The sequence below is a fragment of the Endomicrobiales bacterium genome (genome assembly GCA_023228045.1).
Classification (GTDB): domain Bacteria; phylum Elusimicrobiota; class Endomicrobiia; order Endomicrobiales; family JALOBY01; genus JALOBY01.
Genome location: JALOBY010000023.1, coordinates 1 through 20,528 on the forward strand (window position 1 = coordinate 1; position 20,528 = coordinate 20,528).

Annotated in this window: 20 protein-coding genes; 11 read left to right on the forward strand and 9 right to left on the reverse strand. The window is 39.6% G+C overall.

Going from position 1 to position 20,528, the window contains the following annotated elements; all coding sequences use genetic code 11:
- Nucleotides 1–532: 532 nt before the first annotated feature.
- The 9 genes from M0Q46_05620 to M0Q46_05660 form a co-directional block, all read right to left on the reverse strand.
- Nucleotides 533–802 carry an HPr family phosphocarrier protein gene (locus M0Q46_05620; protein MCK9583066.1) on the reverse strand — a complete coding sequence of 90 codons (270 nt, stop codon included), beginning with the start codon at nt 800–802 and terminating at the stop codon, nt 533–535.
- A gap of 97 nt (nt 803–899) precedes the next feature.
- On the reverse strand, nt 900–1,517 hold the full coding sequence (thiE, locus tag M0Q46_05625; GenBank protein MCK9583067.1) for a thiamine phosphate synthase: 618 nt from the start codon (nt 1,515–1,517) through the stop codon (nt 900–902).
- On the reverse strand, nt 1,514–2,128 hold the full coding sequence (thiF, locus tag M0Q46_05630; protein ID MCK9583068.1) for a sulfur carrier protein ThiS adenylyltransferase ThiF: 615 nt from the start codon (nt 2,126–2,128) through the stop codon (nt 1,514–1,516). Before thiF ends, thiE begins: the two co-directional genes overlap by 4 nt.
- Before the next feature lie 203 nt (nt 2,129–2,331).
- Nucleotides 2,332–3,444, reverse strand: a complete 1,113-nt coding sequence (gene thiH, locus M0Q46_05635; GenBank protein MCK9583069.1) for a 2-iminoacetate synthase ThiH — start codon at nt 3,442–3,444, stop codon at nt 2,332–2,334.
- Nucleotide 3,445: 1 nt separating this feature from the next.
- Nucleotides 3,446–4,216, reverse strand: a complete 771-nt coding sequence (locus M0Q46_05640; protein MCK9583070.1) for a thiazole synthase — start codon at nt 4,214–4,216, stop codon at nt 3,446–3,448.
- Between the two features lies 1 nt (nt 4,217).
- Nucleotides 4,218–4,418: a sulfur carrier protein ThiS gene (gene thiS, locus M0Q46_05645; protein ID MCK9583071.1), complete on the reverse strand. Its 201-nt coding sequence runs from the start codon at nt 4,416–4,418 to the stop codon at nt 4,218–4,220.
- 285 nt (nt 4,419–4,703) lie between these two features.
- Nucleotides 4,704–5,858, reverse strand: a complete 1,155-nt coding sequence (locus tag M0Q46_05650; protein MCK9583072.1) for an aminotransferase class I/II-fold pyridoxal phosphate-dependent enzyme — start codon at nt 5,856–5,858, stop codon at nt 4,704–4,706.
- 86 nt (nt 5,859–5,944) lie between these two features.
- Nucleotides 5,945–6,256 carry a DUF2062 domain-containing protein gene (locus M0Q46_05655; GenBank protein MCK9583073.1) on the reverse strand — a complete coding sequence of 104 codons (312 nt, stop codon included), beginning with the start codon at nt 6,254–6,256 and terminating at the stop codon, nt 5,945–5,947.
- The gene (locus tag M0Q46_05660) at nt 6,223–6,375 is read right to left on the reverse strand and encodes a hypothetical protein (protein MCK9583074.1); all 153 of its coding nucleotides are present in this window, start codon (nt 6,373–6,375) and stop codon (nt 6,223–6,225) included. The genes M0Q46_05655 and M0Q46_05660 overlap by 34 nt, the downstream gene beginning before the upstream one ends.
- 202 nt (nt 6,376–6,577) lie before the next feature.
- Between M0Q46_05660 and rplM the strand changes: the two genes are divergently transcribed.
- The 11 genes from rplM to M0Q46_05715 form a co-directional block, all read left to right on the forward strand.
- Nucleotides 6,578–7,012 carry a 50S ribosomal protein L13 gene (gene rplM, locus M0Q46_05665; GenBank protein MCK9583075.1) on the forward strand — a complete coding sequence of 145 codons (435 nt, stop codon included), beginning with the start codon at nt 6,578–6,580 and terminating at the stop codon, nt 7,010–7,012.
- A 27-nt stretch (nt 7,013–7,039) separates the two neighbouring features.
- Nucleotides 7,040–7,429: a 30S ribosomal protein S9 gene (gene rpsI, locus M0Q46_05670; GenBank protein MCK9583076.1), complete on the forward strand. Its 390-nt coding sequence runs from the start codon at nt 7,040–7,042 to the stop codon at nt 7,427–7,429.
- A 117-nt stretch (nt 7,430–7,546) separates the two neighbouring features.
- Entirely contained in the window at nt 7,547–12,070 is a 4,524-nt protein-coding gene (gltB, locus tag M0Q46_05675) for a glutamate synthase large subunit (GenBank protein MCK9583077.1), read from the forward strand.
- A gap of 109 nt (nt 12,071–12,179) precedes the next feature.
- Nucleotides 12,180–13,622, forward strand: a complete 1,443-nt coding sequence (locus tag M0Q46_05680; protein ID MCK9583078.1) for a glutamate synthase subunit beta — start codon at nt 12,180–12,182, stop codon at nt 13,620–13,622.
- Between the two features lie 120 nt (nt 13,623–13,742).
- On the forward strand, nt 13,743–13,943 hold the full coding sequence (locus M0Q46_05685; GenBank protein MCK9583079.1) for a hypothetical protein: 201 nt from the start codon (nt 13,743–13,745) through the stop codon (nt 13,941–13,943).
- Nucleotides 13,944–14,438: 495 nt separating this feature from the next.
- Nucleotides 14,439–15,785 (forward strand): NADP-specific glutamate dehydrogenase, encoded by a 1,347-nt coding sequence (gene gdhA, locus M0Q46_05690; GenBank protein MCK9583080.1) that lies wholly within the window; start codon nt 14,439–14,441, stop codon nt 15,783–15,785.
- A gap of 186 nt (nt 15,786–15,971) precedes the next feature.
- A complete protein-coding gene (locus tag M0Q46_05695) occupies nt 15,972–16,244 on the forward strand; it encodes an HU family DNA-binding protein (protein MCK9583081.1) in 273 nt (90 codons plus the stop codon).
- A gap of 7 nt (nt 16,245–16,251) precedes the next feature.
- On the forward strand, nt 16,252–17,448 hold the full coding sequence (locus tag M0Q46_05700; protein ID MCK9583082.1) for an LL-diaminopimelate aminotransferase: 1,197 nt from the start codon (nt 16,252–16,254) through the stop codon (nt 17,446–17,448).
- 11 nt (nt 17,449–17,459) lie between these two features.
- On the forward strand, nt 17,460–18,755 hold the full coding sequence (locus M0Q46_05705; protein ID MCK9583083.1) for a homoserine dehydrogenase: 1,296 nt from the start codon (nt 17,460–17,462) through the stop codon (nt 18,753–18,755).
- A gap of 65 nt (nt 18,756–18,820) precedes the next feature.
- Nucleotides 18,821–19,939 (forward strand): biotin synthase BioB, encoded by a 1,119-nt coding sequence (bioB, locus tag M0Q46_05710; protein ID MCK9583084.1) that lies wholly within the window; start codon nt 18,821–18,823, stop codon nt 19,937–19,939.
- Nucleotides 19,939–20,528, forward strand: a 590-nt coding sequence (locus tag M0Q46_05715; GenBank protein ID MCK9583085.1) for an SDR family NAD(P)-dependent oxidoreductase, incomplete at its 3' end; no start/stop codon positions are given. The genes bioB and M0Q46_05715, both read left to right, overlap by 1 nt.

Below are 20,528 nucleotides of genomic sequence, written 5' to 3' on the forward strand. Positions count from 1 at the left end.
TAGAAACCATCGTGGTCTTTCTGAAAATCATAAAATTAGTTACTTAAAATGGTTTTGCTACTTCAAAACTATCAAAAATAGCAACACTTTTTGAGTATTATGCCCATTTCGACTAACTTTCACCCAAGTTGTCGACGAACGAAGTGAGTCAATCCGGTGTCATTGCGAGGGCTTTAGCCCGTGGCAATCTAATAGTTAAGGCGAGATTGCTTCACCCCTTCGGGTTTCGCAATGACAGTAAAAACCAAGATCCCTCACTGCGTTTCGGGATGACAACAATAAACGATATATTCTACAGTTATAAGTTTTCTTTTCTACAGAACCAATTCAACTATGCCATCAACAACATCGCATTCGGAAGTGTTTTTCCATGTCTTTAACTCCTATATAGTTTGTTGATGTAATTTTTAATGTTTTCATTATCTCTCCTGGCATAATATTATTTATACCTTTGTTTCCAAATCTATTTGTTTCATCTGTGTAATCTCTATTTAATCTTTACAATCAAGACATCCTGAATCTTACAGGATATCTATATTCCAGAACCGTGCGAAAAGTAATTATCAACTTCATCTATTAGCTCTTTTGCATCTGGTCCTTCAGCTTTAATAATCAACTCTGAACCTTTTTGAGCTTGCAGTAAAAGCAAGCTTAAAACAGAGCAGCCATCCGCCTCTTCGCAATTTTCGCAGGTTGAAAAAACAACTTTTGATTTATGTTTTTTACATATAGTTACAACCTCACCTGCAACTCTTAGGTGAAGCCCGTTTGTATCGGTAATTTTTATTATTTTCCTTTCCATATCATATATTCTCTATCAACTTGGTCAACATATTATCACAAAGTAAAATATTTGTCAATACCCTTTAAAAGTTTATTAATAATAATTTTTATTACGGTTAAATAATTCGGTTTACTAAAGAGGCAGTTTTTTCTTTTATATTTTGTGCGCCAACTATTTCAGTTACCATTGCAACACATTTTGCACCCTTATTAAGTACCATATCAAGGTTATGCGTTTTAATACCACCAATTGCCACAAAAGGAATTTTTATATTTTTCACAGCATAATCTAAATACTCTAAACCAACAGCATCGCAAACATTTACTTTTGTTTTTGTTGCAAAAATTGGACCAACCCCGATATAGCCGGCACCACCTTGAACAGCGGCTTCTGCTTGAGCTGGGCTGTGTGTTGAAATACCAATTATCATTTTGCTACCAACAATTTTCCTTGCCTGTTCAATTGGCAAATCGTCTTGGCCAAGGTGAATGCCGTATGCGCCGACCAACATAGCAATGTCAATATCATCATTTACAATTAAATACGCCCCAAACTCTTTTACAAGTTCTATTATTTGAACGCACTCATTATATTTGTGTTTTTTTGATGCGTACTTTTCTCTGTACTGAATTATTTTAGCGCCGCCCTCAAGCATTGCGCGCACAACTTCAACATTACATCTGCCCAAAGAATGCTCATATGATGTTATGCAGTAAAGACCTTTTATATTCATAATGCCCCAAGCACCCATGCCAAAATAACATCTGCCTCTTTTGCCGCTGCTATATTAACCCTTGGAGAACATGGCGGCCTACCAGGACCAGCTTCCGCAACTAAATCGCCAATTAAGTAATAATTTTCTCTAATTTTTTTTGTGACTATTTTATCGCTATTTCCCCAGCCGGCAAGCCCAGAGGCACTAACACAAAACTTATTTGCGTTAATGAAAGCATTTGCAAACTGAGTTTTCATTTCTGCCTTATCAAACGCTTCAACAACAACATCACAAGAAGTAAAAATCTCCGGCATATTTGCTTTCGTAAGTATTAGTATTTGTGACAAAATTTCAAGTGAAGGGTTTATTTTTTTTAGGTTTTCGCTTAATGCATCTGCCTTGTATTTACCAAGCTGGTCTGCAAAGTAAAATTGACGGTTAAGGTTTGAGGGCTCAATTTTATCAAAGTCACACAAAATAAAGTTTTTAAAACCGCACCTCACAAGGTTCATTGCGCAATTTGAACCAAGCCCGCCAAGCCCGGCAATGCCAATTTTTACCGATTGAATTTTTTTAAGATTCTCATGCCCAAAATAGTTTGTTAATGCATTTTCAAATGAATTAGTCATATTATTAATTAATCTCCGCTCAGCAAGCTGGGCGGTATCGGCGGTTCTAATTCTTTATTCCTCTCCCTCGATGGGAGAGGATTGAGGTGAGGGTGTGCATTCGATAACAGGTCTCACTTGGCCCCCTCATCCTAACCTTCTCCCGCACAAGGGGAGAAGGAATGATTTGGTAACCGCCCGACAAGCTGGGTGAAATTATCAAGTTATAGTGTTTGCCAATCCTTAAACACTGGCGCATAGCCGCACTCAGTTATCGTTGAACAAACTGCTTCAATACTGCTCTCATCAGATATTTCAAACTGTCCTTCTGATTTTCCACACGAGGCATAACCGCCAACCTCAGTTTTAGAACCAGCCGACATTCTTGTTACACCAAGCCCAATAAGGTTTTTTCTAAGTTGAGCATTTTCGCGTGTAGACATATTTATGCCAACCCTTGGGAACATTATTCTTAATGCCAATAAAAGCTGTGTAAACAATTTGTCCGACACAATGTGATCGGGCTGGTATCCGCCGCTTTGCGGCCTTATTCTTGGTAAGGAAAAACTAAAATCCACCCAAGGGAATTTACTTTGCAAATACAATATATGTGCCGCAAGCATAAAAACATCTTTCTTAGGATTGCTAAGCCCAAGCAAAGCACCCATGCTAACGCTTCTAATACCTGCCATACATGCGCGCTCTGGTGCATTTAAACGATAAAGAAAATCTCTTTTTGGCCCTGCCTTATGCATTTTTTCATAAACCACTTCATCGTAAGTTTCCTGATAAATCGCAAGCCCGTCAACTCCAGCATTTATCAACTGAGCATACTCAAGTTCTTGCAGCGGGTAAACTTCAATTGAAATTGATGAGAAATATTTTTTAAGTGTGTTAACGCACTCCACCAAATATTCTGGAGGCGTTTTAACGCGCGACTCACCGCTAAGCAATAAAACATCTCTAATACCTTTTGCGCTAAGAGCAATCGCCTCTTCTTTAAACTCGCTTGCGTCAAGCTTACGCCTTACTATTTTGTTTGACGCCTTAAAACCGCAGTAAAGACACTCATTTTCACAAAAGTTTGCGGCATAAAGCGGGGCGTATAAAAAAACAACTTTCCCAAAATCCCTAAGGGTAATGTTATGTGCTTTTCGCGCAAGAAGTTCAATATTTTCTAAAGCAATTTTAGATAAAAGAATTGGCAAGTGACTAAGCGAAATATGTTCAAGGAAAAGCACACCATTAAGCTGATTAATGGTTGTGGTAGTAAATAATCTTTCAAAATCTAAATTAGAATTATTTTTTATAAACTCGTTTGCAGTAATTTGTGTCATTTTAATCCTGTAAAAATCCTGTAAGTGGTGAAGATGCCTCTGCAACATTTTTCTCTTGCGCAATACCTGCAACAAAAGCATACCTTCCTGCTTGTACGCCTAATGAAAAAGCAACAGCAGTTTTTACAGGGTCTTGTGCTAAGGCAACAGCGGTATTTGCAAGCACTGCGGCACAACCAAGTTCCATTGCCTCAGCCGCTTGCGAAGGCCTGCCAATACCAGCATCAACAACAACCGGCAAATTAATTTCATTTACAATTATTTGAATAATTTCCTTTGTTTTCAAACCCTTGTTTGTACCAATTGGTGAACCAAGCGGCATAACAGTTGCGGCACCTGCGTCTCTTAAACGACGAGCATCCATAAGGTCGGGGTTAAAATACGGCATAACCACAAAACCCTCTTTTGCAAGAATCTCAGTGGCTTTTATTGTTTCAAAATTATCTGGCAATAAATACTTTGCATCTGAAATCACTTCAATTTTCACCCAATTGCCCATACCGGCTGCCTTTGCAATACGCGCAATACGCACTGCCTCATCGGCATTTCTTGCGCCTGAAGTGTTTGACATAATTATGCAACGCTTTGGAATAAAATCTAAAATATTTTCGTTTTTACCACCACCGTCAACCCTTCTTAAAGCAACTGTTACAACTTCAACTTTAGATTCTTCAATTGCCTTGCGCATAAGTTCATTAGAAGAAAACTTACCAGTACCTAAAAAAAACCTGTTTGAAATCTTTTTGCCACCAATTAAAAGAAAATCATCCATTTTAACCACCGCCCACAAATGAAATAACTTCAACTATGTCATTTTTGCCAAGCACAACACCAAGCTCACCTTCAGTTAAAACCTTGCCATTATGCTCAACAAAAACAGCTTTATTGTTTTTAACACCAAGCTGCAAAAGCAAACTTTCAATTGTTATATTATCTGCAACTTCTTTTGCATTGCCATTTAATTTAATTAACATATATACTCACCTCCTAAAAAAATAACCTACGCAGAATTTGTGCATAGGTTAAGAACTTTTCTTATTCCTACGCTGGCATTACCCAGATCAGGTCTCGCGCCTTAAACGACGCATAGGTAATTCGCTTATCGCGAAACTCTCAGGCCGATGCACGACCTCCCTAACGGTTTTGAATATAACAATTTTCCCAAACAACTGTCAATTTTTGAATGTCAGCACAAGTCTGACAGACCAACTGGATGGCTTTAAAAATCTCCCACTTTGGCTGACAATGGCAATTTTAATTTATTTCTTTGCCAACTTCAATAACTTCTCACCAGCAATATCAAGTGTTTCGGGCTTTTTGGCAAAATGAAAACGAATTAAGTTTTTGACCGGCTCACGGAAAAAACTTGAGCCCGGAACTCCAGCCACACCTATTTCTTCAATAAGCCACTGTGAAAATTTTATATCGTCATTCCAACCCAGTGGGTTTATATCCACCAAAACATAGTATGCGCCTTGCGGCTTTGTGTAGGTAAGCTTTGCTTTATCTAAATATCCTAAAAACTTATCTTTAAGCGCTGTGTATTTGTTTTGTAAATCAATATAGTAACTGTCTGGCAACTCTAACGCGCAAACCGATGCCTCTTGCAATGGTGCGGCGGCACCAACAGTTAAAAAATCGTGAACTTTCTTTGCCCCATTAATTACATCTTTTGAAGCAATTACATAACCAAGCCGCCAGCCCGTTATGGCATAAGTTTTAGATAACGAACTACAAGAGATTGTTCTTTCAAACATTTCTGGCAGTGCAGCAATATAGCAATGTTTGTTTGGCGCATAAACTATGTGCTCGTAAACTTCATCGGTAATTATGTATGCGTCAAACTCTTTTGCAAGCTCCGCAATGTATTCAAGCTCATCATTAGTAAATACTTTCCCGCTTGGGTTTGAAGGATTGCAAAGTATCAGAGCTTTTGCGCCTTTTTTAAATGCTGCGCGCAACTCTTCTTTGTCAAAATTAAAATTAGGCGGATTAAGCGCAACATATATTGGCTCTGCACCAGATAAAATTGCATCGGCTACATAGTTTTCGTAAAAAGGCGAAAAAACTATTACCTTATCGCCCGGGTTACAAGCAGTCATCATTGCAACCATCATTGCTTCTGTGCTTCCGCAAGTTACAACAATGTTCTCATCTGGGTTAATTGGTATACCCATAAACCTTGATTGTTTTATTGCAAGTGCTTTTCTAAAGTTTTCTGCACCCCATGTAACAGCATATTGATGAGGACCAATTTTCGCTACTTTTTCTAACGAATCTAAAAGTAATTGAGGAGGGTCAAAATCAGGAAAACCCTGTGATAGGTTTGTGGCACCATATTTATTTGAAAGCCGTGTAGTAGCCCTTATTACCGACTCGGTAAAACCATCAAGCCGCCTACTTATTTGTGGCATTATAAACTCCTATATCGCGTTCCGCCATCGGCGGGACTTAGTATTCACTCCAGTTTGAAAGAATATTAATTTCAATTGAATACTGCCTAAGCTTTTATTCTTTTTTGTCTACGCTCAAAAATATCTTTAACAATAATGTATGAAACAACACCAACAATAATGCTTACAATTAAGCTACCTACAATATAAATAACTGTTATTTCGCCAAGCGAAGCAAAAACCCTGCCGCTTTTAATTTCTAAAATTATTAGTTTTGAATCTTTCGCAAAAATAAGCCCGCCTACACCGGCACTCAAAAGCCAAAAAAATGGAATGGTTAGAGGGTTCATTATTATAAACGACCCAACAACTGCAGCAATGTAATTCAGCCGAAAAATTGCACAAATGCCAATTGCCAAAAGCGTACCAAACCCAAAACGCCAAGGAAAGCACTCACAGCAAAACCATAGGCAATTTCATTAGGTGTAACATTTAACTCATAAAGTTTATGTAAAAGCTCTTTTATTTTTTTAATCATACCGTGATATTATGTCAATAAAAAACATACCAGTCAATATTATTTCTTTGCTTAGAAATGTCATGATTAAATAACAATTCATAAGTGCCCAACTTTAAATATGAAGTGTTTATGTTCCCTTTTACCTCTACATATTGTTTGACTTGTAAAAACTAAATTTACTATAATCGCAAAACTAAATTTGAAACGAGGAGCCACACAAATGACAACTAAAACATACTTGCCAGAAATCAACAAAATTCAACGGAAATGGCACTTTATTGATGCGAACGGCAGAGTGCTTGGAAGACTTGCAACTGAAGTTGCAACTATATTGCGCGGCAAAGATAAAGCATTCTACACCCCAAACATTGATTGTGGCGACTTTGTTGTAATTACTAATGCCGCGAAAGTTGTACTTACCGGTAATAAACTTGAACAAAAAATTGACTACACACACTCTGGCTACTCGGGCGGAGATAGACACACAAAATATAAAGACCTTATGGCAACAAGACCAGAAAGAGCAGTTAAAATTGCAGTAAAAGGTATGTTGCCGCATAACCGCCTTGCTGACAGGCAAATTGTACGCCTTAAAATATTTAAAGGCGCGGAACACACCCTTCAGGCACAATTTGCAAATAAAGTGTCTAAATAGAAGAGAATTTTTAGGAGATAAAATAAAATGATAACAATTCAAGCAACGGGCCGTAGAAAAAATGCAAGCGCGCGAGTTAGCGTTACAGCGGGTAGCGGTAAAATTACCGTTAACGGCAAAACAGTAGATGAGTTTTTTGGCGGCGCTTTAAGACAGAAAAAAAGTTTGCTTCAACCATTAGCGCTTTTACCATCAGCTAAGAAGTATGACATTGATATTAAAACTACTGGCGGCGGCATAACAGGTCAGGCAGATGCGGCAAAGATGGGAATTTCAAGAGCAATACTTAAAATTGAACCAAGTACAAAGGCAGCACTTAAAAAAGAAAGCTTGCTTACCCGCGATGATAGAATGGTTGAAAGAAAAAAACCAGGAAGACCAAAAGCGCGCAAAAGATTCCAATTCTCTAAACGCTAAATTCTTTTTTTCTTCTACAAATAAAATATCCTTAATGTGCGGCGTAAGAAATTAAACCCTGCAAATTAGGGATGTTTTTTATAATCAATAAGATTATAATTATAAAGGTAATAAAACATGTCAGGATTTTACCCAAAAAAACAGGGCCTTTACGATCCTGAATTTGAAAAAGATTCATGCGGTGTAGGTTTTGTTTGCAACATTAAAGGCAACAAGTCAAATGAAATTGTAAAGCAAGGCCTTGCGGTACTTAAACGCCTTTCCCACAGAGGCGCAACGGGCGCCGACCCAAAAACTGGCGATGGCGCCGGTATTTTAATTCAAACACCCCATAAATTTTTTGAGCGCATATCAAAAGAATGCAAAATAACACTTCCCCCATTAGGCGACTACGGTACAGGCCTTATATTTCTCCCTTCAGATAAAATCCAAGCAGACCAATGCAAGAAAATTTTTGAAGATGTTGTAACTTCCGAAGGCCAAACCATTTTATTTTGGCGTAAGGTACCTGTAGACAACTCCGATATTGGCAAAACTGCTATTGAAAGTGAACCCGCAATTGAGCAAATTTTTATTACCAAAAGCTTTAAAGGCAAAGACCAGCTCTCATTTGAAAGAAAGCTTTACTTAATCAGAAAAAAAGTTGAAAACGCCGTGCGCTCGTCGGAACTAAGCCAAAAATCGTATTTTTATATTACAAACCTTTCCTGTAGAACATTTTCCTTTAAAGGCCTTTTAATGCCCAATCAGGTTGAGAAATATTTTACAGATATTAACGATAGCAGTATTGAAAGCGCGTTATGCTTGGTACATTCCAGATATAGTACAAACACTTTCCCAGCATGGGATTTGGCACAGCCATTTAGGTTTTTAGCTCACAATGGTGAAATAAACACTCTGCACGGTAACATTAACTGGATGCACGCAAGAGAAAGTTTGCTTAAATTTGAAGAGTTTGGGGATATAAACGAGCTTTCACCAATTATCGTGCCCGGTGGTAGTGACTCGGCCGCCATAGACAATGCTTTTGAACTGCTTGTGCTTTCAGGAAGGTCTTTGCCTCATGCAATGATGATGCTTATTCCATCGGCATGGGAACACAATAATTTATTAGAAGAAAATGTGCGCGATTTTTACAAATATCATGCCTGTTTAAGCGAACCGTGGGACGGGCCAGCCGCAATGGCTTTTACCGATGGTAAAAATATGTGCGCGTTGCTTGATAGAAACGGCCTGCGCCCAGCACGCTACATAGTTACAAAAAATAATACAGTAATTATGTCATCGGAAGTTGGCGTGTTAGATATGAATTTTGCCGATATTGAGCGTTCCGGCCGTCTTGAACCCGGCAAAATATTTTTTATTGATACAGATGCCGGCAAAATAATTAATGACTCTGAACTTAAAGAAAAAATGGCCTCGCAAAAACCATACGGCAAGTGGCTTTCTGAAAACCTTATTGACCTTGACAACATTCCAAAAAGCACCGACACACAAGAAGAAAAAACCGACACTTTCCGACTGTTAAAAACTTTTGGATACTCAAGAGAAGACACCAAAACAATTCTTAAACCAATGGCAGAAACCGCTCAGGAACCTGTGGGCTCCATGGGCAACGATACCCCAATTTCAATTCTTTCAAAAAAACCTCAACTTCTTTACACATACTTTAAGCAACTCTTCGCGCAGGTTACAAACCCGGCAATAGACCCCATACGCGAAGAGTGCGTAATGAGTTTAGAAACATACCTTGGGCCAGAAAAAAACCTGCTTGTAGAAACACCTGAGCAGTGCAAAAAAATACAAGTTAAATGCCCCATTCTTTCTAACGATGAATTATTAAAGTTAAAAAAAATTAATTCAAGCGGATTTAAAACAAAAACTATTTCTATTTTGTTTGATGTTTCAAACGACAACGCTTTTGTAAATGCTATTGACTCAATTTGTACACAAGCCGAACAAGCGTTAAAAGACGGTTACACATTTATTATATTAAGCGATAGAGGCACAACACATAATTTAGCCGCACTATCTGCGCTTGTTGCAACCGGAGCTGTGCACCAACACTTAGTAAAAAAAGCTCTTAGAACTCAATTAAGCATAATAGTTGAGAGTGCCGAACCAAGGGAAGTTCACCACTTTGCAGTTTTGTTTGGCTACGGCGCAAACTTAATTAACCCTTACCTTGCCTACAATGCCCTATCGTATATGATAGGTGAAGGCGAGTTAAAAATTGACAATGAAAAAGCAGAAAAAAACTACATTAAAGCTGTTTATAAGGGCCTGCAAAAAATACTTTCTAAAATGGGTATTTCTACTTTGCAAAGTTATACTGGTGCGCAAATTTTTGAGGCACTGGGCATTGGAGAAGAAGTAATTAAACGATGCTTTTGCGGAACACCTTCAAGAATTGGGGGTATTGATTTTGCAATTATCGCAAAGGAAACTTTATTACGGCACGCCAATGCTTACCCGGAAGGTAATTTTGAAAACCCAACACCTATAACTTATGGGCAGTATCAATGGAAAAGAGATGGCGAGTTTCACATGTGGAACCCAGAAAGTATTGCGGCGTTGCAAGATGCCGCAAGAAATAATGATTACCAAAAATTTAAAGAGTTCTCAAAACTTATAAATGACCAGACAAACAACCCAAGTACGCTGCGTGGAATGTTGCAGTTTAAAAAAACAACCCCAATATCTATTGACGAGGTTGAAAGCGAACAAGCCATTCTTAAACGCTTTGCAACAGGCGCAATGAGCTTTGGCTCTATAAGCAAAGAAGCTCACGAAAGCTTGGCAATTGCAATGAATAGCATTGGAGCAATGTCAAATACCGGTGAAGGCGGCGAAGACCCAGCGCGATTTAAACCATATCCAAATGGCGATCTGGCAAGAAGCGCGATTAAACAGGTTGCATCTGGACGCTTTGGAGTTACAACAAACTATCTTACAAATGCCGATGAAATTCAAATAAAAGTTGCTCAGGGCGCAAAACCAGGCGAAGGCGGTCAACTGCCAGGCCACAAGGTTAGCGCGGCTATCGCAAGAACGCGCTACACTACACCCGGGGTTACTTTAATTTCCCCACCACCACACCACGATATTTATTCAATTGAAGATTTGGCACAGCTGATTTTTGACTTGAAAAATGTAAACCCTCGCGCAAGAATTAGCGTTAAACTTGTTTCCGAGATTGGCGTTGGCACAGTGGCTGCAGGTGTAGCAAAAGGCCATGCGGATATGATTTTAATTTCCGGCGGCGACGGTGGCACAGGCGCATCGCCTTTAAGCTCAATTAAAAATGCCGGTTTGCCATGGGAGCTTGGACTTAGTGAAACGCACCAGACACTTGTATTAAATAATTTAAGAAGCCGCGTGCGCTTACAAACTGATGGGCAAATGCGCACAGGGCGCGATGTGGCAATTGCGGCACTATTAGGCGCTGAAGAGTATGGCTTTTGCACCGCTGCGCTAATTACACTTGGTTGCGTAATGTTGCGCCACTGTCATTTAAATAACTGCTCTTTGGGTATTGCAACAAATGACGATATATTAACCTCACGATTTAGAGGCAAACCTGAGTATGTTGTTAACTTTATTCGTTTTATTGCGCGTGAACTGCGCGAAGTTATGGCGCAACTTGGCATGAAAAATATTAATGAAATGATTGGAAGAACAGACCTGCTTGAAGCAAACATGGCAATTTTACCGTGGAAAGCGGGCAACATAGATTTTTCTAAAATTCTTTATAAACCGCAACTTGCAAAAGAAGTTGGCATATACAAAACAATCAACCAAGATCACGGAATTGACAAAGTTTTAGATAAACAACTTATTGCGATGTCAAAACCGGCGCTTGAAACCAAACAAAGAGTTAGCATTAACCTGCCAATACATAACTACAACAGAACAACCGGTGCAATGCTTAGCGGTGAAATTTGCCGCATTTACGGCGAGCAGGCACTTCCAAAAAATACCATTCACTGCAAATTTACCGGTTATGCCGGGCAAAGCTTTGGTGCGTTTTTATCAAAAGGTGTTACCTTTGAATTAGAGGGCTTGGCAAATGATTATGTGGGTAAAGGCATATCGGGCGGTAAGGTAATTATTTATCCGTCAAAAGAAGCTACTTATATACCTCAAGACAACATTATAATTGGCAACACAACTTTTTACGGTGCAATATACGGCGAAGCATATATTAGAGGCGTTGCGGGCGAGCGGTTCTGTATAAGAAACTCTGGCCTTAACGCCGTTGTTGAGGGAGTTGGCGACCATGGATGCGAATATATGACGGGTGGAAACATTGTTGTGCTTGGTAAAACAGGACGAAACTTTGCCGCTGGTATGTCTGGCGGCACCGCCTATATTTATGATGTAGAAGGCACATTTAAACAAAAATGCAATATGGAAATGGTTGCATTTGACCAAATAGAAGAGGGCGATGTTGAAACTATTAAACGCATGATTGACTCTCATTATACATACACACAAAGCACAGTTGCAAAAAGCGTACTTGATAATTTTGAGCTTGAACTCAAGAAGTTTGTTAAAGTTATGCCGATTGAGTATAAGCGCATTTTAGAAACAAAAAGAGTACAGGAAAAGCTTGACCAAACAGAAGTTTATAACGGATAATTTATAATTGACTGTGTTATTTTTTTAAAATAAATTATCAAAAGATGTTTTTAAATTTTGCAAACCCTTATAATTAGACAATGAAACATAGTTATCTTTGGAGTAATTTATGGCAGACCCGAAAGGATTTTTAAAAATAAAAAGAGAAGAAGCCGACTACAGGCCGGTTTCAAAACGCCTTAAAGATTATAAAGATGTTTCGCTGCCGCGCTCTAGCGAAGTTTCGCGCGAGCAGGCATCGCGCTGTATGGACTGCGGAACACCATTTTGCCATTGGGGCTGCCCTATTGGCAACTACATCCCTGAATGGAACGACCTGCTTTTTGACGCACAAACCGCTAAAGCGTACAAATACTTATCTTCAACAAATAACTTTCCAGAGTTTACAGGCCGCCTTTGCCCTGCGTTATGCGAGTTTTCTTGCGTTTTGGGCATTAACGACGACCCAACAACTATAAGAGAAAATGAGCTTTTTATTATTGAGCAAGCTTTCAAAGATGGCATTGTAAAACCATTTAGTGTAACAAAAAAAACCGGCAAAAAAGTTGCGGTTATTGGCTCTGGCCCAGCTGGCCTTAGCGTAGCTGATCAACTTTATAAAGCAGGGCACGAAGTAACTGTTTTTGAACGCAACTTGAAAATTGGCGGCATTTTGCGCTACGGTATTCCCGACTTTAAACTTGAAAAGAACATAATTGACAGGCGCATAGCCGTTATGAAAGCTGGCGGAGTTAACTTTGTTACCAGCACAAATATTGGAAAAGATAAAAAAGCAACACAAATGCTTAAAGAGTTTGATGCCATTGCTCTTGCCTGTGGTTCAAGAGCACCTCGCGACCTTAAAGTTGAGGGCAGAGAACTTGGCGGAATATATTTTGCACTGGATTACCTTATGCAGTCAAACCGCAGGGTTTCTGGCGAAAAATTTAGTGATAATTTGATTGATGCCAAAGGCAAAAAAGTTCTTGTTATTGGCGGCGGAGATACCGGTTCTGACTGTGTTGGCACGGCAAATAGGCAAGGCGCTGTTAGCGTAACACAAATAGAAGTTCTCCAAAAAGCGCTTGAGTGCCGCAGCAACGAAACACCTTGGCCAAAGTTTCCCGCATTACTTAAAACCACCTCAAGCCACGAAGAGGGCGTAACGCGCAAATGGTCGGTTTTAACAAAAAATTTTATTGGCAAAAATGGGCTTGTAAATAAGGTTTCATGCGTAGAAGTTGATTTCTCGCAAAAAGATGAAAAAGGTTGCACTCTTATGAAGGAAGTGCCAAAGAGCGCATTTGAAATTGAAGCAGATATGGTGGTGCTTGCAATTGGGTTTTTACACCCAGAGCACGACGGCCCTGTAAAAGAATTGTCTCTTGAGCTTGACCAAAGAGGCAATGTTAAAACGAACTCAAATTTTATGACCTCTCAAAAAGGTGTATTTAGTGCCGGTGATATGAGGAGAGGACAATCGCTTATTGTCTGGGCAATATCTGAAGGCCGCAAAACCGCAAGAGCTATTGATGAATACCTTATAGGCAAAAGCAACCTGCCGGCTCTATAAAGTGAATTTTTACAAATTTTGCATGATAAAAAAGTAAATAATATATTAAATTGTTTTAGTTTTTTTCTCAAAAAATCATCCTACTTTGCCATAACATTTCAATAAAATTTCTACACATTGTTGCCAATTAAACTAAAACATATACGATGTCAGGCAGAAAGTAAAAATATGCCCTTAATGTTTTTGAGCAAGAGAAGTATAATTGATCTGAAAAACGCGGCAGGCATAGATGCCGTGATAACAGGCATTATTACAAAAGCTATTCCGGAACAATATCAATACCATGCTGAAACGACCTCATTTGTAGCTGCTCAGACATAATTAACCTGCCAGATTATAAGCACCCAAAATAATGAGGTTCTTTTGGTCCGGGACAAGCAGCTATGACGCAATGAGCCTGCAAACAGCATTTGAATATATGACAGGGTCAATCATAAAAAGAATGGTCAGTGATACACATCTTATTAAGAAATAGTTCCGTCGAATCAATAGTGTTAAACCCGTATTTTGCCTTGTTGAAATAATTGACGGTATTTAACTTGATATTTACAATTCCTTGACAAGTATCTGTCGTTTGTCTACAATGCATCAACACGAAGAAAAGACAATGGCGTCTTTTTTGAAAAATGGTTGTTGGACAAAGAAGTCCGGCAATGTTGAAAAGCGGTTAGTAAAAGTGTTTACAACACTTTTATATCAAGCATCGGTTTTAAGGTCGTCCATTTGCAGCCTCTAAAAATATAAAAATTTGAGACAAAGCTGTCTCAAAAAATATTTTGCTTTATGGGCACCTTCATACAACAGGGAGGCAGGTAAATGGCTAATGCACATGAGTATGTTTACAGCGTTGTAGACACAGTAAAAAAAAGAAACCCCGGTGAAGTTGAATTTCACCAAGCGGCAATGGAAGTTCTCGGATCACTCATCCCAGTAATTGAAAAACACCCTGAATTTAAAGACGCATCGCTTCTTGAAAGGCTCGTTGAACCCGAAAGGCAAATAATTTTTAGGGTGCCCTGGCAGGACGACAAGTGCAAAATGCATATCAACCGCGCCTTCAGAATACAGTTTAATTCGGCTCTCGGTCCCTACAAGGGCGGCATAAGGCTTCATCCCTCGGTGTATATCGGCATAATCAAATTCCTCGGTTTTGAACAGATATTTAAAAACTCCCTTACGGGCCTTATGATGGGTGGCTCTAAAGGCGGTTCTGATTTTGACCCGAAAGGCAAATCAGACTCGGAAATAATGCGTTTCTGCCAGAGTTTCATGAACGAGCTTTATCGCCACATAGGTGCAGATACGGATGTCCCAGCTGGAGATATAGGCACAGGCGGCAGGGAAATCGGGTATATGTTCGGCCAGTGGAAAAAACTCACCGGCCTCTGGAACGGCGTGTTCACTGGCAAAGGACTGGATTTCGGCGGTTCTCTCGCCAGAACAGAAGCAACCGGCTATGGCTGCGTTTATTTCTGCGAAGAAATGCTTAAAGATAGAAAGGCTTCGTTTGACGGAAAAACCGTGGTCGTATCCGGCTCGGGCAATGTAGCTATTTACGCGCACCAGAAAGCCACCCAGCTTGGCGCTAAAGTTGTGGCTATGTCCGATTCCAACGGTTATATTTACGACAAAAATGGGATAAACCTTGATACCATAAAACGCATCAAAAATGTTGAACGCAAGAGAATCAGAGAATATATAAATGAACATAAAAACGCTCAGTACACAGAAGGCTGCATGGGAATATGGAATGTTAAATGCGATGTAGCGCTTCCCAGCGCAACCCAGAACGAACTGGACGGCAATGCCGCTCAGACACTCGTGAAAAACGGTTGTATCGCCGTAGCTGAAGGGGCCAACATGCCTTCAACTCCCGAAGCGGTAGAAATTTTCATCAAAAACAAAGTTTCTTTCGGACCTGGAAAAGCGGCAAACGCCGGCGGAGTTGCAACATCAGGGCTTGAAATGGCGCAGGATTCCCAGAGAGAAAGCTGGACATTTGAAGAAGTTGACAAAAAGCTTCATCAGATAATGATAAACATTCATAAGTCAGCAAAAGACGCATCCGAAGAGTACGGCACACCTGGCAACCTTGTTAATGGTGCCAATATCGCCGGTTTCATGAAAGTCGCGCGTGCGATGATGGCTCAAGGGCTTGTGTAATAAAGTATTAAAATGAAAAATTTGCGAAAGGGCGGTGCGCACATAACGCATCGCCCTTTTTCAATTAACTTTCCACAATTTAATATTCGCTTGACAGAATAACGAAAATATATTATAAATTAAATGCAATTTGGCTTTTTATATTATTGTATTTGCTTAGCATCAATTACTTGCTAAGGAGGACAAATGAAGAAACCTGACTTAGTAAAACACATTTCTGAAGCCACAGGACTTACCCTTGGTGACACAAACCGTGCAATAAAGGCACTTGTGAAAACTATTCAAGACACTATTAAAAACCACGGGGTTGTATCACTTAGCGGTCTTGGGTCTTTTAGGTCAAAACCCCGTAAAGCGCGCCTGGGCAGAAACCCAAAAACAGGGCAGTTAATTCCTGTTCCCCCAGGCAATAAAGTATCTTTTAAACCAACAACAACTCTGCGCAAACTAATTCAATAATAAAACTATGATTAAAATTAAACCATCAAAAAAACTTGCCTCTCTCCCCCCATATCTTTTTGCCAGAATTAACGCTATTAAATTAGAAGCTTACAAGAAAAACCTTGATGTTATAGACCTTGTAATGGGCAACCCCGATATGCCAACGCCAAGCCATATAGTTGAGCGTTTGTGCGACTCGGTGCGCAATCACCCCCACACACACCGCTACCCGCAAGCAAAAGGTATGCCTCGTTTTAGAAAAGCTGTGTCTGGTTGGATGCAAAGGCGCTTTGGTGTTAGCATAGACCCCGAAACTGAAGTTTCGGCATTGATTGGCTCAAAGGAAGGCATTGCACATTTGTGTATGACCTACTTAAACCCCGACGACATTGCGCTTGTTTGCGACCCAGCTTATCCCGTACATTTTAACGGCGTTATACTTGCCGGAGGGAAAATACACTCTCTGCCATTGCTTGCTGAAAATAAATTTTTGCCAGATCTCTCAAAGATACCTGCGACGATAGCTAAAAAAGCAAAATTACTTTTTTTAAATTATCCAAATAATCCAACCACAGGAATTGTAGAAGACATTAGCTTTCTTTACGATGCCGTTGCTTTTGCAAAAAAATACAACATACTGCTTATTTATGATAATGCTTACTCGGAAGTTACATTTGACGATTATGTTGCGCCATCAATATTTCAAGTTCCTGGCGCAAAAGATGTAGCTCTTGAGTTTCACTCCACCTCAAAAACATTCAATATGGCTGGCTGGCGTATTGGCTGGGTATGCGGACTACAAAAACTAATGTACCCGCTTGAAAAGTTTAAATCTTTTTTAGATTATGGTGCCCCGACTTTTATTCAACTTGCCGCCGCGGCCGCCCTTGAAGGCAGCCAGGAATGCGTAAAAGAACAGTGCGCTATTTATAAACGCAGAAGAGATAAAATGGTTGACGGTTTAAACAAAATTGGCTGGCCTGCGCAAAAACCAAAAGCCAGTATGTACCTTTGGCTTAAACTTCCGGCGTCAGTAAAAAAAATGAACTCTCTTGAGTTCTGCGAAAAACTTTTAGAAGAAACTGGCGTTGCAATAACCCCAGGTGTTGGCTTTGGCAAGTGCGGCGAGGGCTATGTTAGAATGGCACTTGTAACTCACGATAACCGCTTTCACGATGCCCTTCTTCGTATAAAAAAGTTTCTAAAAAATACGGCAAATTAAGGAATAATTTTATGGCAAAAGTAATAAAGATTGGCCTTATCGGTTATGGCACCGTCGGTTCCGGCGTTGATAAAATACTTGCAGAAAACGCAAAACAGATAGAGCAAAGGATTGGCGCGGAAATTGAAATTGCCGCAATTTGCGACTTAAAACCGATAGAGAAAAAAGGTGTTTTTATAACAAAAAATTACAAAGAAATTCTTGATAACCCTGAAATTGACATAGTAGTGGAGCTTATAGGCGGTTATGAACCTGCAAGAACCATAATTCTTGAAGCATTTAAAAAAGGTAAAAATGTTGTTAGCGCAAATAAGGCTGTGCTTGCAAAGTACTGGGGGGAGGTGCTGACCTCCGCCCGCATTCAAAAAAAGCTTATTTATTTTGAGGCCTCTGTTGGCGGCGGAATTCCGGTAATTCAGGCATTAAACGAAGGGCTTGCCGCAAATAAAATAAATAAAATTTCCGGCATCTTAAACGGCACAACCAATTATATTCTTTCTGAGATGACAAAAAACAACCTAAGCTTTGCGCAAGCATTAAAAAACGCTCAAAAAGCCGGCTTTGCTGAAGCCGACCCAAGTTTTGATGTAAAGGGCATTGATACAGCACATAAGCTTGCGGTACTTGCCTCGTTGGCGTGGGCATCTTGGATTAAACTTGAACATATAAAAACCACAGGTATTGAAGAGATATCGCAAGAAGATGTTTCTTTTTTAAAAAATGAGTTTGGCTATGTAATAAAATTACTTGGCACCGCACAAATGCATAACGGCGGGGCATCTCTGTCGGTTGAGCCGAGGCTTGTGTCAAAATCGCACCCATTTGCAAATGTAGAAAAAGAGTACAATGCTATACTTTTTACGGGTGATGCCGTTGGCGATGTTATGTTTTACGGTAAAGGCGCAGGGCAGATGGCGGCGGCAAGCGCTGTTGTTTCCGACATCATTTTTCTGTCACGCGAAGTGGCCAATGAAACAGCCGGTAAAATACCTTACGCCACATATAATTCAAAAAATAAAATTAAACTTTTGCCTAAAGGCCACGATGAAGGTAGTTATTATCTTCGCTTTACCTGCGTTGATAAAACCGGTGTGTTATCTAGCATTTCAGGTGTGCTTGGCAAATGCGGCGTTTCAATAGCCGAAGTTTATCAGAAGGAACCTCTTGGTTCAAGAGGTAAAAAAGGCGTTAGCGTAATTATTATTACGCATAAAGCAAAAGAAGGCAGCATAGAAAAAGCAGTTAATAAAATTGATACCTTAGGCGTTATAAAAGCAAAAACAGTAAAACTTAGAATAGAAGAATAATTTTAAATGCCCATAAAATATGTGGGCATTTTTTTATATAAACAGTAAACCTAATAGGAAATATAATGGTTGACATTAAAAAGCTTTACCTGAAAACACTTAAACTAAAACCCCTCACAAAAACTGAAGCTGTTGGGCTTTTAAGCTCAAATTTTTACGACCTGCTTTATTACGCAAATAAACTTCGGCAAAATTTTAAGGGTGATAAAATAAAGTTGTGCAGTATTATCAACGCAAAATCTGGCAAGTGTAACGAAAACTGCCGTTTCTGTGCTCAATCCGCTCATTATAAAACTTCATGTGATACTTACCCCCTCGTTAGCGCAAGTGAGCTAAAAGCCGCATTTTCAAAGTCACAAAAAAACGGCACAAAGTGTTTTGGAATTGTAACAAGCGGTAAAGGTCCAACGGAAAATGAAGTAGAAGAACTTTGCAAGTCAATTCAACACGGACTTTGCGATAGGTTTGAGAACAGAGGCGAAAGAGACGGAGGCAGTTTTGACGCAAAAACTGCAGCTAATGGTAATTCCATTGGCAAGGATTTTGCGGATAAAAATGTCCCGTATCTTTTGACGAATTCCAAATCCTATTGCAAAATCCGGGTTCAAAAAACCGGCACAAGAAAAATTGACTTAAGCTGTTCCCTTGGCATTATGGGTATAGATTCTTTAAGAAAACTTAAGAACTGCGGCGTAACAACAATTCACCACAATTTAGAAACGGCAAAAAGTTATTTCAACAAAATCTGTACAACGCACACCTATGCGCAACGCGTTAATACAATTAAATACGCAAAGTCGCTTGGGTTAAAAGTATGCAGTGGCGGAATAATAGGAATTGGCGAAAAACCAAACCAAAGAATTGAGCTTGCCCTGCAACTGCGAGAGCTAAATGTTGACTCTATTCCAATAAACATTTTAAACCCAGTAGCGGGCACTCCTCTGGAAAATAATAAAAAAATCTCACCTCACGATTCACTTAGAACCATTGCAATTTTTAGGTTTATTATGCCCGATAAAGACATCAGCTTGTGTGGCGGCAGAGAGGCAAATTTGCAAGATTTGCAATCGTGGATATTTTATGCCGGTGTAAATGGAACAATGAGCGGCGGATACCTTACAACTACAGGCAGAAGTGTTGAGCAAGATATAAAAATGATTAAAGACCTTGGGTTAACAATTTAATGCCGACAAAGAAAACAGTTCTAATTACAGGCGGCTCTGGTTATATTGGCTCAAACCTTGCTGCTATTTTTGCAAAAAATAATTATAATATTGTTTTCTCTTATCACAACAACTTCCCCCCCGCCGCACAAAGCATTGCAACCTCATTAAAAGACATTGGCACACAATGCATGGCAATAAAAGCGGACCTTTCAAAACATGACGATGCAAAAAACCTTGTTGAAGAAACTTTGAAAATTTTCAGTAAAATTGATGTGCTTATCAACAATGCCGCAACCTCTGCAAACAAACTAATACATTCAATGAGTGAACAAGAATGGGATACCGTTATAAACACCGACCTTAGTGGATGCTTTTGGGTTCTTAAATACTCTGCCTTTGAAATGGTTAAACAAAATAGCGGTTCAATAATAAATATATCCTCAATAATCGCATTAAATGGCGCGAAGGGTTGCGCAAACTATGCGGCTGCCAAAGCCGGACTCATTGCCCTAACAAAAACCGCCGCCCGAGAACTTGGAGAAAACAATATAACTGTTAATGCGGTCCTCCCTGGCTTTCACCTTAAGGGGCTTGGCAAAGACGCAAC